At 64.8% G+C, this 18,330-nt stretch carries 10 protein-coding genes; 8 read left to right on the top strand and 2 right to left on the bottom strand.

All coding sequences use genetic code 11. From position 1 onward, the window contains the following. Positions 1-3 precede the first annotated feature (3 nt). The 4 genes from GQB00_RS11655 (at position 4) to GQB00_RS11640 (ending at position 4,029) form a co-directional block, all read left to right on the top strand. Complete coding sequence (locus tag GQB00_RS11655; RefSeq protein ID WP_165856331.1) at positions 4-1,809, top strand: sensor histidine kinase; 1,806 nt, start codon at positions 4-6, stop codon at positions 1,807-1,809. After that, positions 1,806-3,158: a sigma-54-dependent transcriptional regulator gene (locus GQB00_RS11650; RefSeq protein WP_111493534.1), complete on the top strand. Its 1,353-nt coding sequence runs from the start codon at positions 1,806-1,808 to the stop codon at positions 3,156-3,158. Before GQB00_RS11655 ends, GQB00_RS11650 begins: the two co-directional genes overlap by 4 nt. A 112-nt stretch (positions 3,159-3,270) precedes the next feature. Beyond that, complete coding sequence (locus tag GQB00_RS11645; RefSeq protein WP_111493536.1) at positions 3,271-3,555, top strand: YebG family protein; 285 nt, start codon at positions 3,271-3,273, stop codon at positions 3,553-3,555. Positions 3,556-3,561: 6 nt separating this feature from the next. Next, positions 3,562-4,029 carry an META domain-containing protein gene (locus tag GQB00_RS11640; RefSeq protein WP_111493538.1) on the top strand — a complete coding sequence of 156 codons (468 nt, stop codon included), beginning with the start codon at positions 3,562-3,564 and terminating at the stop codon, positions 4,027-4,029. 22 nt (positions 4,030-4,051) lie between these two features. Here GQB00_RS11640 and GQB00_RS11635 read toward each other — a convergent pair whose 3' ends face one another. Further along, a complete protein-coding gene (locus GQB00_RS11635) occupies positions 4,052-4,597 on the bottom strand; it encodes a YaeQ family protein (RefSeq protein WP_111493540.1) in 546 nt (181 codons plus the stop codon). Between the two features lie 207 nt (positions 4,598-4,804). Between GQB00_RS11635 and GQB00_RS11630 the strand changes: the two genes are divergently transcribed. From GQB00_RS11630 to GQB00_RS11620, 3 genes are all read left to right on the top strand, one after another. Then, positions 4,805-5,602 carry an SDR family oxidoreductase gene (locus GQB00_RS11630; RefSeq protein ID WP_165856330.1) on the top strand — a complete coding sequence of 266 codons (798 nt, stop codon included), beginning with the start codon at positions 4,805-4,807 and terminating at the stop codon, positions 5,600-5,602. 136 nt (positions 5,603-5,738) lie between these two features. After that, positions 5,739-7,214, top strand: a complete 1,476-nt coding sequence (locus tag GQB00_RS11625; RefSeq protein WP_165856329.1) for a DUF1254 domain-containing protein — start codon at positions 5,739-5,741, stop codon at positions 7,212-7,214. Between the two features lie 59 nt (positions 7,215-7,273). Further along, complete coding sequence (locus GQB00_RS11620; RefSeq protein WP_165856328.1) at positions 7,274-7,840, top strand: nucleoside 2-deoxyribosyltransferase; 567 nt, start codon at positions 7,274-7,276, stop codon at positions 7,838-7,840. Between the two features lie 12 nt (positions 7,841-7,852). Here the strand turns inward: GQB00_RS11620 and GQB00_RS11615 are convergent, their stop codons facing one another. Next, complete coding sequence (locus tag GQB00_RS11615; protein WP_165856327.1) at positions 7,853-8,824, bottom strand: ketopantoate reductase family protein; 972 nt, start codon at positions 8,822-8,824, stop codon at positions 7,853-7,855. 407 nt (positions 8,825-9,231) lie between these two features. Between GQB00_RS11615 and GQB00_RS11610 the strand changes: the two genes are divergently transcribed. Beyond that, positions 9,232-18,327, top strand: coding sequence for a type I secretion C-terminal target domain-containing protein (locus GQB00_RS11610; protein ID WP_165856326.1), 9,096 nt, complete (start codon positions 9,232-9,234; stop codon positions 18,325-18,327). Positions 18,328-18,330: the final 3 nt, after the last annotated feature.

Here is an 18,330-nt window from a genome sequence, read left to right as displayed (position 1 = left end):
CCCATGACCTATCGACTCTGGGCCTTGCTGCTTTTCCTGTTGACGATGGGCGTGTGCTGGCTGCTGGGCGGTTGGGCCGGATACCGGATGCTGGAGCAGGAAGGGCAGGAGGAATCCTTTCGCTACAGCCAGCTGGTGGCTAACGAGCTCAAGCGCTACCGGCCCATTCCCGAGCTGATGGCCGAGCATCCGCTGCTGGAAAGCGTGCTGCGCGAGCCGGGCGACCAGTCCCTGGTGCTGCAGGCCAACCAGGAAATGCAGCGCATGGCGGAAATCGTCGGTAGCTCCGACGTCTACCTGATGGACCGCACCGGCTACACCATCGCCGCCAGCAACTACCGTCGGCAGGACAGCTTCATCGGGCGTCAGTTTGACTACCGCCCGTATTTCCAGCAGGCCATGGCCAGCGGTGGCTCGGCGGTGTATTTCGCCCTGGGCACCACCTCCGATATCCGCGGGCTGTACTTCTCCCATCCGGTAAAAGCCACGGACGGCGGCATTCTGGGCGTGATTGCGGTGAAAGTGCAGGTGGACGAGCTGGAGTCCCAGTGGCAGCGGCCCGACCTGCTGCACGATTCGGAGATGGCGGTGCTCGACGGCGGCGGCATCAGCTTCCTGGCGAGCCGGGACAGCTGGCTGTACCGGGACTTCGAACCCGCCAGCCAGGCGCAGACACCCAACCTGCGCTATCCCAAGCGGGATCTGGCGCCCATGCCCATCGAGGCGCTGAGTCAGCCATGGGGCGTGTCCGACCGTTCGCGCAAAGTGCTGATTTCCGAAGGGGAAACGCCGGCGGAGTTCCTCAGTATCCGCTCGCCATTGCCCAAGATGGACTGGTCGCTGCAGGTGATGATCGGCACCCAGCCGGTGATGTGGATTCGCCTGCAGTTCCTGGTGGGAGGCTTCCTGGCCTTTATCGGCGTCTTCCTGACCTGGCTCTATCTGCGCGAGCGCTACCGGCGCGAGGCGGAGCTGGCCCAGCGCGGCGAACAACTGGAGCGACGCGTGGCGGAGCGTACCGCCGATCTGGAGAATTCCAACCGCCAGCTGCTGGAGGAAATCCGCCAGCGGGAAGAGGCGCAGAACGAACTCAAGGAAACCCAGCAGGAGCTGATCCAGGCGGCCAAACTGGCGGTGCTGGGGCAGATGTCGGCGGGCCTGAACCACGAGATGAACCAGCCGCTGACCGCCATCCAGACCTACGCCCGCAACAGCCGGCGCTTCCTGGAGCGGGGCGAGGGCGCGATGGTGGACGCCAACCTGCAGGAGATCCAGAACCTGTGCCAGAAAATGGCGGAGATGACCCGCCAGTTCAAAGTGTTCGCGCGCAAGTCCGAGGGGCCGCCGGCGCCAGTGGACCTGCGCCAGTCTGTGGACGCCGCGCTCAAGATCATCGCTGCCCAGAGCAACAGTGAGGGCGTCGGTATCCGCTGGCAGCGACCGGACGATCCGGTCATGATCCACGGCGACCTGATCCGCATCGAGCAGGTGATGGTCAACCTGATTGCCAATGCCGTGCAGGCGGTCGAGGGCGCCGACCAGCCGGAGGTGCTGATCGACGTGCTGGCCGATGCCGACGGCTGGCAATGCCGGGTGCGGGATAACGGCACCGGCCTGCCGGCGGACACCGAGCAGGTGTTCGAACCTTTCTTTACCACCAAGTCGATGAAGCAGGGGCTCGGTCTGGGGCTGTCCATCTCCCGGCAGATCGTCGACGCCCTGGGCGGTACACTGACCGGACACAACCGCAGCGACGGACCCGGTGCCGAATTCATCCTCACCCTGACCCGACGGGAGGCCATGGAATGACAGACGCTGACGTACTCTTCATCGACGACGACGAGTCGATTCGCCAGGCCATGGCCCAGACCCTGGCGCTGGAGGACCTGAAGGTGGACTGCCACGCCGACGGCGCCTCGGGCCTGGCCGGTCTGGGGCCGGACTACGAAGGCGTGATCCTGTGCGACTACAACATGCCGGGCATGGACGGGCTGGAACTGCTGGACAAGGTCCAGGCCATGGACGACGCCATTCCCGTGATCATCCTGACCGGGCAGGGGGACATCAGCACCGCCGTGTCCGCCATGCAGCGCGGCGCCTACGACTTCATCGAGAAGCCGTTCGACCACGACGAACTGATCGAGCTGCTGCGCCATGCTCTGGAGAAACGCCACCTGGCCCTGGAAAACCGGCGCCTGAAGGCCCAACTGCGCCAGCTGGCCCGACCCGGCCCGCGCATCCTGGGGGATTCGCCGGCGATGCAGAAGGTGATCGCCACCGTCGAGCCGCTGCTGGACATCTCCGCCAACATCCTGATCCACGGCGAGACCGGTTCCGGCAAGGACGCGCTGGCGCGCTACATCCACGAGAACAGCCCGCGCAGCGCCCACAACTTCGTCGCCATCAACTGTGGCGCGGTGCCGGAGAACCTGATCGAAAGCGAGCTGTTCGGCCACGAGGCGGGGGCGTTTACCGGCGCGGACAAGCGCCGCATTGGCAAGATCGAACACGCCGACAAGGGCACCCTGTTCCTGGACGAAGTGGAGAGCATGCCCCTGGCGCTGCAGGTGAAGCTGCTGCGGGTACTGGAAGAGCGTAAGGTGGAACGGCTTGGGAGCAACACGCCACTGGACACCGATGTTCGGGTGATTGCCGCCACCAAGTCCGACCTGAAGGCGCTGAGCGATGCCGGCGACTTCCGCGCCGACCTCTACTACCGGCTCAACGTGGTCAAGGTGGACATCCCGTCCCTGCGCGAGCGCAAGGAAGACGTGCCGCTGCTGTTCCACCACTTCGTGTTGATCGCTGCCGCCCGCTACGACCGCGAGAGTGTGCCGCTGGATGCCGAGCAAGCGGCGCGCCTGATGCAGCACACCTGGCCCGGCAACGTGCGGGAGCTGCGCAACCTGGCCGAGCGCTACGTGCTGCTGGGTCCGACGGCGCTGGAGGAAACCGGCACCGCGGTCACCGATAACGTGCCCGGCCGGCGCACCCTGGGCGAGATGATGGACGCCTTCGAGCGCTCCGCCATCGTCAGCGCCCTCAACGCCTGCCAGGGCAGCCTCAAGGACACCATGGTGCAACTGGGTATTGCCCGTAAGACCCTGTACGACAAGATGAAGAAGCACGGCCTGGACAAGGCCGAGTTCCGCGACTGACGTGTCGCTCTCTCGATACTGTTTTTATATACAGTAATTTGCTGCTATGCTGCTCCGACGCGAGCGCCGGCGACCGATTGCTGCGCCGGCGATGACGACAGGAGATTGATTCATGGCAGTAAAAGCGCTGTACTTTTCAGAGAGGGACGGGCAGGCGATGGCACTGAAGCATCCGGATACCATGCTGTTTGCCAACAAGGCGGACGCCGACGCACGGGACAGGATGTTGGAACTGTCCGAGGAAATCATGGTATTTCTGCAGGGTCGGGTGGACGGACTGTCCGATGAGCTGGCCGAGCAATGCGCCCTGGCCATCGCCGAAGAGAAGGACCTGTTCCAGAAAGCCCTGAAGAAACCTTCCCTGCTCAACCAGGGCCGGGACGACACAACGGACTGATACCCCATGATGAAGGCGGCGCCCTATCTGCGCGTTCTGTTATTGCTGCTGGCCGGCTGCGTGATGTCGGCCTGCACCACGGTGCCGGCGGAAGAAGAAGCCGCCGAAGCTGAAATCACCTTTACCAACACCTTCTGGCGCCTGGCGCACGTGGGCGGAGAGAAGGTGGCGGCGGAGAACGGCGTGAACGCGCCCTACATCGTCTTCCTCGACGATGGCCGGGTGAACGGCTTCGCCGGCTGTAACGATTTTCGCGGCCGCTACGGCACCTTCGAAGGCCAGTTCCGCTTCGTCGAAATGGCCGCCACCCGCAAGATCTGCCCGGGCGAGCCGGTGGAGCCGGCGTTCATGAAAGCCATGCGCCAGACCGTGGCGGTGGACATCAAGGACGATGAACTGTTGCTGCTCAATACCGAAGGGCAGCCGCTGGCGGTGTTCAAGGCAATGAAGAAACGTTTCCAGTCCGCCTTGTAACGGGGGGCTAGGGGACGCGGGGTCAGGGGCGCGGGTAAAGCCGCTCCGGTTCGACCACCACAATCTGCTCGCCGTCGCCGATACTGGCCTGGCCATCCTGGATGGTGCACTGGAAGGTCATGGATCGCTCCGCCAGGGCGGCGAGCGCGTCCGCATCGTCGTCGTTGACCTGCAGGATGGTCAGGTTGTCGAAGCGGCTGACTTTGCCTGCCATCTTGTCCCACCACACCGGCACCGCCCGGCCGCCGTAGGCCAGGATCACCACCTGTTCCGACCTGCCGCAGGCCTTGCGGATACGGCTCTCATCCGGAAGCCCCAACTCGATCCAGAGCTCGATCTCGTCACTCAGGCTTTTCCGCCACAGATCCGGCTCGTCGTCCGTGCTCAGCCCCTTGGTGAAAGCGAGCGCTTCGTCGGCGTAATAGGCGAACGCCAGCAGCCGCAACATCAGCCGCTCGTCCGTCTCCGAAGGGTGCCGGGCCAGGGTCAGGGTATGGTCCGCGTAGTAGCCGCGATCCATATCCGCGATGTTGATGTGGGCTTTGAATACCGTGGACTTGAGCGCCATGGCCGGTCTCGCAGGGATAAGAGAAAGGCGGCTATTGTCGGCCAGTGGCGCGGGCGGGTAAAGCGAAAGCCTCGTTCAATGCGAAAAAACCGGGTTGGTGGTCCTGTTCGCTTCTCAATTCCTTGACGCTGGTCCGCGCGATTAGGCGGGAAGGGACGCCGTCGGGTACATTAACGGGGCTGTCAAAAACCATAACAAGGAGCATTCATGACGTCCCGTACCATCTGGATCACCGGCGCTTCCTCGGGCATCGGCGAGGCGCTGGCGATCCGCTTTGCCCGGGAGGGCGCCAACCTGGTTCTGTCCGCGCGGCGCGAAGGCGAGCTGCGGCGGGTTGAAAACCGCTGCCTGGACGCCGGGCTGCACGCCGATCAGGTGCTGGTGCTGCCGCTCGACGTGACCGACTGGGAATCCCTGCCGGGGGCGGTGTCCCGGGTGACGGCGCAATTCGGCTCTATCGACCTGCTGATCAACAACGCCGGCGTGTCCCAGCGCTCGCTGTGCAAGGACACGGACATGAGTGTCTACCGCAAGTTGATGGACGTGGACGTGATGGGGCAGATCGCCCTGACCAAGGCCGTGCTGCCCGACATGCTGGAACGCGGTTCCGGCCACATCGCGGTAACCGCCAGCGTCGCGGGCAAGGTGGGCGTGCCCCAGCGCACCGGCTACTGCGCCGCCAAACACGCCGTGATGGGCTTCTTCGACGCGCTGCGGGCGGAAGTGGAGGACGCCGGCGTGCACGTGTCCACCATCGTGCCCGGCTTCATCCGTACCTCGATTGCCGAGAACGCCCTGGCCGCCGATGGGTCGGCTTTCGGGCAGGTCGACGACGACATCGCCGGCGGCATGGACGTGGACGAGTGCGCCGAGGTGGTGGTCAAGGGGCTGAACGCGAAGACGCGTGAAATCCCGGTCGGCAAGGGCAAGGAAATGGCGGCTTTGTGGGTCAAGCGGATCGCGCCGGAAATGCTGTTCAGGCTCACCAAAGGCCGCAATGGGTAAGCGTTTGTAATGCTTCCGAAAACTGGCGGTGGCGAATTCTTTGTCTAGACTTTGTCCAGAGTGGGGCGCTGCACGGACCTCGGGCGCTCACGATGCTCCCGCATTGACCGCACCCTCAAGACGACAAGGATGGACGATGAAACGCTACTTCAACACGCTGCTCGGCTCAGCGCTTTTCATGATGATGCTCACCCCCGCCGCGCAAGCGGCGCAAGACGGTGGGCAGGTGCCTCCTCCGCAATCCGCCAGCGATGTGCCTGAACCCGTGTCCGGCGCGCCTCTCGCCCCGGAGTACGCGTCGGCCATCGGTCGAATGGCGTACGTCTGGGGCTGGCCGCTGGTGAACATGCACAACCGCCAGACGCTGTTCGCCACCGCGCCGAAACCCGGGCTTCTGGGCGGCGTCCTGCCTGTTGCGCCGCTGAACCAGGTCAGCATGCTGTCGGACTATTTGCGACCGGAACAGCGCTTTGTTACCTCGCCCAATCAGGATGTGGTCTATGGGGCCGGCTTCCTCGCGCTTGATCAGGATGCGGTCGTGGTTCAGGTGCCCGATTTCGGCGACCGCTTCTGGGTCTATCAGGTTGTCGACCAGCGGTCGGATTCGTTTGCGGCGATGGGGATCCAGTACGGTACCGAACCCGGTCATTACCTGCTGGTCGGGCCGGACTGGGACGGTGAAACGCCGGACGGGATCAAGGGGGTTTTTCACTCCCAGACCCATCTCGGCGCGGTCTTTCCCCGCATCTTTATGGATGACACCGCAGAAGACCGGGAAGCAATCCAGCCCCTCATCGATCAGGTGATGGCCTATCCGCTGGCCGAGTACACCGGCGAGATGAAAACCACGGACTGGTCGGAATCGCCCACCATCCCGAACCCCAACGAGGGCGGCGATGGCGAAACCCAGTGGGTTGTGCCCGAGGAGTTCTTCAAGGTCCTGCCGGAGGTGCTGGCTGAAACCCCTCCGCTGCCGGGAGAGGAAGGTATTTACGCGACGGTGCGGCAGGTGCTGGACGCCGCCGCGGACGATCCCGATTTGATGGAGGCGCTAACGCAAACGGCGGTAGAGACCGAAGAGCAGGTCATCTCGGACATGTTCGAGTTCCGCAATAACGGCGTCGATGCGGGCAACGGCTGGCGGACGCAGCAGAACGCGGCTCGCTTCGGCTACGACTACTTCCAGCGCACCGCAACGGCCAAGGGCAACATGTTCTCGAACGTGCCCCAGGAAACGATGTATTTCGGGGCCGATTTCGACAGCACTGGCGATCGGCTTGATGGCGCCGGGAACTACACCGTTACCTTCCCCGCCGGGCAGTTGCCGCCGGTCAACGGTTTCTGGTCGCTGACCCTCTATAACGAACAGCATTTCTTCTACCCGAACGAGCTCGACCGCTTCTCGCTGGGCACGAAGAACAAGTCCCTCGTCACCAACGACGACGGCAGCCTGACGATCTACGTCCAGAATGAGAATCCCGGCGGTGAGCGCGAGGCCAACTGGCTGCCGGCGCCCGAGGACCACTTCTCGCTGTACATCCGGGCGTACTGGCCGAAGGAGGCGATCACGAACGGCGACTGGACTCCCCCGACCATTGAGCCGGCGGACTGAACGTGAATCGACGAAGTGAGCCTGTTTCAGAAACACGCCCTGAATGGCGATCGGCGGAGGTGGCAGCGGCGCCGCCAGCGACGGTTTATCTGGCTGGCCCGGAAGTCTTCTTTCCGGAGCCGGTGCGTGCGCACATCGACCAGCGCAAGAAAGCTGTCCTGCACGAGGCGGGGCTGGAAGGCCTGTCGCCGTCCGACAACGTGTTACCGGATGGCGTGGACGACCCGGCGCAGTGGATCTACGACGCCAACCGGGATCTGATGCAACAGGCCTCGGCGCTGATCGCCAACCTCACGCCGTTTCGCGGTCCCAGCGCCGATGCCGGGACCGTTTACGAACTGGGCTACATGCTGGCGCTGAGCAAGCCGTCGATGGGGTTTTCGGTTTGCGCCACGCCGTACAATCAGCGGGTGGGACCGGGCGATACCGATGCCAACGGCGCCGCCATCGAACCCTTTGGTCTGGCCGACAACCTGATGCTCGACTGCGGGCTGGCGCGGGCCGGAGGCGCCCTGTTGTGCGGCGAGCTGGCCTATCGATCAGCAGGATTTGACCCCGCCGACTGCTTCGACGAGGCCCTGTTCCGCCGGGTGGTGGATCAGTTGAAAAGGCTGCTGTCGGCCTAGTGTCCCGTCCGGCTAGTTCGCTTCCCGCTGTTTCAGCAGTTCGCGCATGCGCAGGGTCACCAGCATGGTGTTGAGGTGCGGCACCGCCACGCCGTGTTGTTCGGCGATGGCCACCACGTTGCCCAGCACCGCGTCCAGCTCGATGGGCCGGCCGTTCAGGTAGTCCAGCGCCATGCTGTTCTTGTAGGCGGTCATCTTGCGGGTGCCGGCGATCTGCTTGTCGATGATGTCCCGGTCCATGGGGTAGCCGTCGGCTTCCGCCACCTGGATCACTTCCTCGGTCAGCGCCCGGATCAGATCCTCACCGCCCTCGCTGTCGAGGATGGTGTCGGTGTCGGCGCCGCCGGCCAGTACCGACAGCGGGTTGAACGGGGTGTTCCACAGGCACTTTTTCCAGCGTTCGCCCACCACCGTTTCCGTCAGCTTGACCTTGATCCCGCCGTCGTCGAACAGCCCCGCCAGCGTCTGACAGTCTTCACCGACGCCCTCGGGGAACTGCCCCATCACCAGCCGGCCGTAGGAGTTATGGTGCACCTGGCCGGGTCCCACGCGGCTCACGCCGATGAAGGCCAGGCAGCTTATGATCGGATTCTGGGGGTAGGCTTCGGCGATTTCGCGCTCGATGTCCAGGCCGTTCTCGATCAGTACGATGCGGGTCTTGTCCCCCAGCCAGGGGCGGATCAACGCGGCCCGGTCTACGCCCGGCAGTACCTTCACGCAGAGGATCAGGTAGTCGGGGGCGGCGGCCGGCGAGTCGCCGTCGCGGTAGACGTGATCGGGGTGGTAGGACAGGTCGCCCAGTTCACTCTCGATCTGGATGCCGTTGGCGACCACGGCGTCGTACTCGGATCGCATAACCACGCTCACCGGGCAGCCGGCCCGCTTGAGGATGGCGCCGTAGAAGCTGCCGATGGCGCCGGCGCCGACGATCAGGACACTGGGCTTGTCGGACCCGGCGGTTGCTGGCTTGGTTGGTTCTGACACGGTGAGTGACTCCTTACAATCGCTGAATGAATCGGCCTGCGGTTGGGGCAGGCGACGTCACACCATCCTGGGACGGCGTGCTTTCCGGTGTCTGTGCGGAGGCGAGCTGGGTGGCATCCTGACGGGGTGGCAACCGATGAGGCGCTTCTGTGTCGTCGTGCTCTTTTTATGGTCTTTGCTTTTTTAGTCGTTGCTTGTGCGCTCTGTCATGTGAAGGCGCGTCGCATGTTCCCTTGGCGCTTATCGTCGCCCGAACCCCGAGCGTCGTCAATCGCGGCCACATTACTGAGACGCTCGCCAGGGCGCTCCTTAACACAATTTGACGCTTTTCGCCCTTGATCTAGTCTTAATTAAACGTAGCGCCTTGATGTCACGCTGTTATAGCAGGCGCTTTCGCCGACAGGTCGGTGTCGATTGCAATCCAGGACGGAAGTCGCGTGGCGAAGGAAGGCGAACCTCTCTACATACTGATCGATGGCCAGTTCTGGCAGGTGCTGGACGACGGCACCCTGGTGGCGGTGTCCCCGGACGACATCCCGCCGGAGGCCCAGGTCATCGATGCCATCGACGGCATCAGCGCCAGCCCACAAGCGCCGCCGGCCGACAGCGGCGAGGCGCCCTCAGCCATCAGCGGTGCGCCCCCGACCATCAATGTGGCTTCGTTCTTTGACACGGTCCGCCGCGATGGCGACGAGGTCCTGCCGGAATCCGGCTTCCAGACCCGCCAGTTTGACGATAGCAGCCGCCTGGGGGCTTTGCAGGCCGGCGGTTTCGGCGAGGAGTCGCCGTTACCGCCGCTGGACCCCAACGCCGCCGTCACCGTCACCATCGACGACAACGGCGACGGCTTCATCAATCGCTACGAGATTCCGGTGGTCGACCTGTTCGGCGACACGGTCGAGTTGCGCGACGGTCAGTTCCTCGACGTGGTGGTGACCGATTCCGAGGGGCAGTCCATCACCTTCGGCACCGGCGTCAACGGGAATGCCTGGAGTCTGCCGGCGCGGGATCTGAGCACCCTGGCCGAGGGCGAGGTCACCGTCGTGGTCACCGCGCGGGACAACTACGGCAATTCGGTGTCCGCCACCGACAGCTCCGTCATCGACACCCTGGCCGAGATCAACGACGACTATCAGTACAACGGCGGTACGCTGCTTAACGCCGAGGAAGTGCTGGACGTGGACATGACCGGCAGCACCTCGGACATCGGCGAAGGGCGGGCCATCACGATCACCTTCACCGACAGTGCCGGCGCCTCGGTCAGCCGTGAAACCACCCTGGATGCGGACGGCGCCTACGCCATCGGCGACGTGGACCTGTCCGGACTGGCGGACGGCGACATCAGCGTGTCCCTGACCAGCACCGACCTGCCCGGCAACATCGCCGAAAGCGTGACCACGATCGTCAAGGATACCCAGGCGGCCATCGATCTGCGCTTCGCCGGCGACCCGCCCTACGGTGAGGGTGAGGTGGGGGCGATTGCGGTCACCGGCACCGTGCAGGACGTGGAGGCGGGCCAGACCGTGACGGTGACGGTCAGCGATGGCACCAACAGCGAAACGGTCACCGCGATCGTTGCCGACGATGGCACCTGGACCACGGAAACCCTGGATGTCAGCGACTGGGACGATGGCACCCTGACCGCCGAGGCGGACGTCACCGACGTGGCCGGCAACGATGCCAGCAACACCACGACCACCGAGAAGGACACCGAAGTCACCATCGACATCGATGCGGACGTGAATGCTGACACAGCACTGGATATCCAGGCCCTGCGGACCCAGTCTCCGGTGGTGATTTCCGGGGTGACCGATGCCGAGGCCGGCCAGACGGTGACCCTGACGTTCGCCGATAACTTGGGGCAGTCCCAGCGCTTTACCGCGACGGTCCAGGCGGATGGCACCTGGTCGACGACGGTGCAGGTGGACCAACTGGGGAGTCTGTCGCCCTGGACCCTCAACGCCAGCGTGACCGACGTGGCGGGCAATACCGCCGCCGATGCGACGCCGACCCTGATCACCCCCACCCGGGCGATTCTTTCGGAGCAGGCGCTGGACGTGTTCCCGGACGGCTATTCCGCCACCAGCACGATCCGCATCGAGCAATACGACGAAGTGCGCTTTAGCGAGGGCCAGGATGACCTGGCCAGCATCACCGCCGGTGGTATACCCCTCACGGTGGACGTGGCCGCCGATGGCCAGTCGCTGACGGCGAGCGATGGTACGGACGATGTGTTGACCGCGATGATCAGCGCGGACGGCACCATCACCGTCACCCTGCTTAAGCCCGTGGACCAGACACTGCTGACCAATGTGGCCCGCACGGCGCTGGCCCTGGAAGCCACCCAGAACGACGCCGACGGCACCAGCGAAACCGTAATCGTGGATGCGCAGGTGGATATCCGCGATGCGGGTACCTTTACGGTCGACGATACCTACACCGCCGTTGAGGCTGAGCCGGTCAGCGGCAACGTGTTCGACAACGACAACCTGGCCGAGGGCCCCCTGACGCTCACCAGCATCCGCGTCGATGGCACGTTGTACACGGTGACGCGGGCCAACCCCGCGGTCGTCAGCACGTCCAAGGGGGAACTGACGGTCAACGTCGACGGCAGCTGGACCTTTACCTCATCCCGCAACCTGGACAACACCGTCGACCAGAGCCTGACGTTCGAATACGACGCCCTCGACCAGGACCGGGACTTCGACACCTCGGAAGTCACCATTGATATCCGCGACGGGGCTCCGGGGGTGGTGGGCAGCGGCGTCGTGAATGCCGGCGAACCGGTGTACGGCAGCGGCACACAGCAAGAAGTGGCGTTCCGGGTGGAGGCTGGTTCCGACGACCTGGACCCGGGCTCGATCGCCTTCGGTGAAGGCCAGCAGGCGCTGCTTGACGCCCTCAACATGACCAGCGGTGGTGTGGCGGTCACCTACACGGTATCGGGCAATAACGTCACCGCCTCGGCCGGTGGCAACACCGTGTTCGAGATGGTGCTGTCAGCGGTGGATGACAACGGCGACCTGCAGGCGACGGCCACGCTGACCCAGAGCCTGCCGCTGGATCATCTGGACAGCGAGGAACTGTCCTTTCCGCTGGTGGCCGTGGCAGTGGATCTGGATGACACCGAAGCCACTGCACAGTCCACGCTCGTTATCGCCGATGGGGCCGACCCGAGCACCACATCCACGGATGCCGCCCTCAGCGAGGATGACCTGGCCACCACGGCCCAGGTCACCGGATCGGTTGATCTGACGATCGGCAGCGACACTATCGATGGTCTGGCGTTCAGCGCCGAGCAGTCGGCCACCCTGACCAGTGGCGGCGAGCCGATCCAGTTCCAGGTGTCCGCGGATGGCCTGACGCTGACCGGTTATACCGACGATCCGGGCGACCCGGTATTCCAGATCGGGCTGGACGGGGACGGGGCGGGCACCGCCGATGCCAGCGTCGGCTATACCTTCGATCTGTATCGCGCGCTGGACCAGCTGGATGCGGACGGCAGCCGCTCCGATCCGTTGGACTTCGGCCTGAACTACCACGTCGACGATGCCGATGGTGACCGCACCAACGGCCAGATCAGTGTCAGCGTCAGCGACGGCGACCCGGCCACGGGCAGCGGTGTCTCGGTCCAGCTCACCGAATCGCCGGTGGCTCTGGCCAATCCCGGAACGCCGTCATCGGCCTCGGTCGACTTCAGTCTGACCGCGACCCAGGACCCCATCGTGGACGCCGTCTTCGACCTGACCGAGGGGGCGACCGTCCAGGACGATGGCGGCAACACCCTAACGCGCAACGGTGAGGCGCTGACCTGGACGCAACTCGATGGCCGCCGCTGGGAAGCGGTCGACAGCCAGGGCAGCACCGTAGTGCGCCTGAGCCTGCCAACCACCATCGATATCGCGTCCGGAAGCAGCCAGACCGTCCCCCTGACGGTCGAGGTGCTGGCCAACATCGATCACATTGCCTCGGACAACCTGACCCTGCCGGTCAGCATTGGCTTCGCCGACAGCGACGGCACCGTAACCAGCCTCGACGCGGACGTCAGCATTTACGACGGTCGCGACCCCTACATCTCCAGCATCGACGATCTGGCGACCGACGAAGACGAAACCCTGTCCGGCACGTCCGACGACACCGGTACGGTGGGCGGCCTGGTGGGCAGCGACGGCCTGACCGGGTTTGGCGTGACACTGGATACCGCGCTCACCAGCCAGGGCAATGCCGTGACCCTGGCGTCGTCGGCCAACGCCGACGGCTGGTGGATCGCCAGCGCCGGCGGAAACGAGGTCTTCCGGGTGCGCCTGGGGCTGGATGGCACGACCGAGTTCCGGTTAGCCGGTCCGCTGGATCATCCGGATGGGGCCGGCGAGAACAATCTGCCGGTGGACTTCTCGGTAACGGCGTTGGACGGCGATGGCGACGTGTCCAATGCGGTCACGATGACCGTCGACGTGACCGACGATGTGCCCGTGGAGCAGGACCAGTCCCTGCGACTGACCGAAGGCTCCAGCCGGTCCATCAACCTGCTGGCGGATGGTCGCGGCGGGGCGGACGGCGCCACCCTGACGAGCATCACCTACGACGGCACCGGCTACGATTTCGCCACCGACGGCGACCCGCTGGTTATTCCGCTGTTCGACGCCAGCGACGTGCAGTACGGCGAGGCGACCATCCGGTCCAACGGCCAGGTGACCATCGAAACCATACCGTCCCTCAACGCCAGCTTTGCCGATGCCCTAGACTTCACCGTCACCGATTTCGACGGCGACGAGGCCACCAACACCCTCGACCTGGACATCCGGGACGAGGAGGGCGTCATCGACATCGGCCCGCTGGAAACGCCGGAGGATACGGCGCTCACGCTCACGCTGACGGCCAACCCCGGCGACCTGGACGACAACGAGGTGATCCGCTCGATCACCTTCGACCTCGCTGGCCTGCAGGGCGGCACCCTGACGCTGGATGGCCAGCCACTGGCCACGGACGGCAGCGGCAATCCGGTGCTCAGCATCGCCGATGGGTCGCTGGTGCTGGTGGATGCCGCCACCGGCGACGTCCAGCCCGGCGGCACGCTGGTGTTCACCCCGGCGCTGAACACCTCGGATCCCACCCACGACTTTGCACTGGACGTGTCCATGACCGTCGAGGCGGATTCGGGGACGCGTAGCCAGGATGCCAGCTTCGACCTCAGCGTCACGCCGGTGGTGGACGACCCGGTCTGGGACGACGCCGCGGTGTTCAGCTACACCATGGACGAGGACGCCGCCGCGCCGGACCTGAACCTGCAGGCCAACCTGTTCGATACGGATGGCTCGGAAGCGCTCGGCTACCGCATCGAGAACATCAGCAGCGAGATCACCCTGCGCACGTCCGGGCGCACCATCGGCAACGGCGACACCCTGACCCCGGCGGAGCTGGCGAGCCTGACGGTTGGCGTGACCGGAAACTACGCCGGGCGACAGACGTTCGACGTGATCGCCATTGCCGAGGAAACGTCCACCGGCGAGACCGCCGAGATCCAGGAGACGGTCACGCTGGACGTGGCGCCGGTGGCGGACACCCCGACGCTGCAGACCTCGAACGTCTTCAGCCTGGAGGACGAGCTGATCCCGCTGTCGAACGTCATTGATGGCGAACTGACCGATACCGACGGCTCGGAGACCCTGAGCTTCGAACTGACCGTGCCGGCCGACTGGGCGGTTACCGATGCCGACGGCAACCCGTTGGGGGGCGTGTCCGACGGCGTGTTCCGGGTGTCGGCGGAGGCGGTGGCCAACGGCGACGTCTTCCTGAAACCGAAGGAAGACATCAGCTCCATCAACGGCAACTTCACCGTGTCGGTGGTGGCGATCGCGACCGAATCCAGCGCCGACGGCATCGAACCCAGCGTTGAGGAAACCCGCTCCAATCCCCGGGACGTGACCCTGGTGATCAAGGGCGTGGTGGACACCCCGTCCGTTGGCCCCGGCCCGGACGACGCCTGGGATTTCGATCAGGACTCCCTGACGATCGGCGGCACCTACGACGAAGATGAGCTGATCCCGCTCAATTTCGAGGTGGGCACCAACGACGACGACGGTTCGGAAGTGTTCGACTTCGTTATTCGCGACCTGCCCGAGGGTGTGGCGCTGGTGGATGCCGATGGCAATCCCGTGGACCTGCTGATCAGCGGTGAGTACAACGGCCAACCCACTTATTCGCTGACCGCCGCCCAGCTTGGCAACCTGTATGTAAAACCGCCTCAGGATTACAGCGGCGACCTCAGCTTCAGCCTGCAGCAGTTCAACACCGAACCGGATGGGGATACCGGCGGCTTCGATCTGACGGTGGATATCACTCTTTCGCCGGTGGTGGACACCGAAAATGGTATTTCGGTGGGTAGTACCGGTGCGGAGGATCGTTTAATCGAGATCAATCTCTTCCCGGCAACGGCCGACATCGACGGCTCGGAGACGGTTACCAATATCATCATTCAGGCGTTGCCCAACGACGCCCAACTGTTCTATGCCGGCACCGTGCTGAACATCCCGCCGGGCGGTCTGGATCTGGCGGCCTTCGCGGACAGCCAGGGCCTGACCCTGGCCGAACTCAACGCGTCCGGAGACCTGACGGTCCAGCCGTCGGAAGACGCCGCCGGTACGCAGAGTGTTACCGCCGTGTTCGAAATTACCGACACCGCGCCGGGCGGCGAGACGGCGGTTCGCACCGTGTCCGGTTCGCTGGATGCCAGCGTCACCGCGATTGTCGATGACGAACCGGAAGACGGCATTACCCGCATCGAAACCACCGACGACACGCTGGTGTCCAGCGACGGCTCGGCCATCAGCCTCGACGGCGCCGCGCAGTTCGTGGAAGAGGACATCGACGGCTCGGAGTACCTGGACTACATCAGCATCACGCTACCGGAAGCCGATGGCTGGTTTGTGTCCCATCCCAACGGGGCCATCAACAACGGCGACGGCACCTGGCTGATCCCGGCGACCGGCCTGACCTCGACCAGTGCCGTGGATGCCGCCGCCGAACTGCTGGCCGGCGCCACCCTGGTGAGCGACCACAGCACCTCGGGTGCGGTGGAGGTGCTGATCGAGGCGCGGGTGATCGACACCAGCGTGGGCGATGACGCGGACATCATCCGCGATACGCTCCAGGTGGATTTCCAGGCCGGCGGCAGTGCCGGCTCCGCCGACGCGGTGGATACGGTTCAGGATTCCATTATCGATGGCCTGGAAAACGAGACCGTCGATACCGACGGCCACCTCAACACCGGCGCGGCCGGCGACGCCAACGACGTGGTCAGTTTCCGCATCGACGCCGCCGATGTGCCCTACGGCGGCGCCATCAGCGGGGACGACGTGATCGTCCGCTACGCCGACGACGGCACCACGCCGATCGAGTACCTGTTCACCAACGCGAGCCTTGGCAGCCTGCAGATTGTCGGCATCGATGGGGATTTTGCCGGTGCCACGTCGATGACGGTCAACAAGATCTCGACCGATCCCCTGGGGGACACGGTGGTCATCCAGGAAGATCTCGCCATCGAGATTGGCCCGGTAGTGGACGACGTGGCGTCGCTGGGCACGTACGAACTGCTGGAAGACACGCCCCAGCGGCTGAACATCGACCTGGATACGCTGGTGGGGGATCGCAGCACCGAGGCCACCGAGGGCATTGAAACGGTCACCGAACTGCATTTCATAGGTCCGGTGGAAGGTTCTTTCCTGGATCCGGACGGACTGCTCACCAGCGACGGCTCCGGCGGCTACATCCTCAGCGATCCGAGCCGTATCTCCGATATCTTCTATGTCCCGCCGGAGAACAAACACGGCAGTGTCCAGCTCGATTTCGAACTCACCATCCGCGATGAAACCACCGGCCTGACCCTGGGCAGCCTTGAGAACCCGGCGGAAGACACTGTCCAGTCCAGCGTGACGTTCGACATCCGGGCGGTCACCGACGAGGCACCGGTCACTGCCGACACCGTCATCGGCGACGAGGACAGCGACATCGCCCTGACCGGCCTGAGCGTGACGGACGTGGACGACGACGGCTCGGAATCCCTGTCGATGGAAATCTCCGGTGTGCCCAGCGGCGCGGTCCTGTTCTGGGACAGCGGCAGCGGTCTGGTGCAGCTCTCCCAGGCCGGACCGGACGGGAACGGCGGCACTGTCTGGACCTTCGCCGCGGACCAGATCGACGACCTGGTGCTGCGCCCGCCCCGGGATTTCGCCGGCGATATCGACCTGACCCTGACGTCCATTTCGGCGGAAAGCTCGACCGGCGAGGTGGTGACCAGCTCGGCGGACTTCACCGTGGGCGTCAATCCGGTGGCCGATCCGGTAGCGTTCTACCGCGATAATGACGACAGCGTGAGCGCCAGCGAGGGCGATCCCATCACCATCGGCCTTTATGCCCAGACTCAGGAGGCGGTCGATCCCAACGAGACCCTGGTGGTCACCTTCCGCATTACCGAACCGGCGCCCGACGGCCTGATCGGTATCCGCTCGCCGGACGGCAAGGTGGGGCTGTTCCAGTCCCAGGGCGGTGAGCTCGTGGCGCGGGTGGTCACCACAGCGGCGCAGATTGCCACGATGCAACTGCTGACCAGCGAACACGCCTACGGCGATTTCGACATCAGCATTGAAGTGGGGGCGGTGGATTCAGCGGTGGTGCTGGGCGATACCGTCACCGCGGAAACCGCCGATGGCAGCACCCTGCAGGACACCGTCTCGGTCAGCATCGAGCCGGAGCCGACGCCGCCGCTGATCACGCTGGATGGCGACCAGATCGTCGCGGCAGACACGGTCATTCCGCTGGGTATCACCCTGGAAACCATCAACCCGGCGCCGGGGGAGACCAGCGATATCGTAGTGTCCGGGTTGCCGGACGGCATCACCCTCAGCGCGGGGACCCGGTCCGGATCGGACTGGATCATCGACGCGGCGGATGTCGAGGGTCTGAGCATCACCAACGCCAATCCGGGGGATGCATACTCCCTGCGGATTGAGCCACGGGCGACCCTGGATGGCGACACCGTCAGTGGGGCGGTCAGCGCCATCGATATCACCGTCGACGCGACCACCGGCGACAACACGCTCATTGGCACCGCCGGCAACGACGTCATCATCGGTGGCGACGGGAACGACACGCTGACCGGCAATGGCGGCGCCGACACCTTTCTGTTCCGGTCGGTCGACGCCGGAGCGGCCGGGTCGCCGGCGGCGGATACCATTACCGATTTCAGCGTCAGCGATGACGCGGTCAACCTGTCGGACCTGGCCGCCGGCCTGAGCACCGGCGCCGAGGTGGACACCGTGGTAGACCTCGAGGAAAGCGGTGGCACCACCACCCTGGAAGTGGATCTGGGATCCGGCAACGTCCAGACCATCGCCCTGGATGGCGTCAGCAAGGACGATCTCTACGGGGCGTCCAGCTCCGGCGTGTCGGACGCCGACATCCTGCAGAAGATGCTGGATGACCAGACGCTGCTGACGGGAGGCTGACCC

The sequence above is a fragment of the Marinobacter sp. JSM 1782161 genome (assembly GCF_011421605.1).
GTDB classification, from domain to species: Bacteria; Pseudomonadota; Gammaproteobacteria; order Pseudomonadales; family Oleiphilaceae; genus Marinobacter_A; species Marinobacter_A bohaiensis.
The sequence above is the reverse complement of the archived record's forward strand: the minus strand, read 5'-3'. Positions and strand labels throughout refer to the sequence as shown.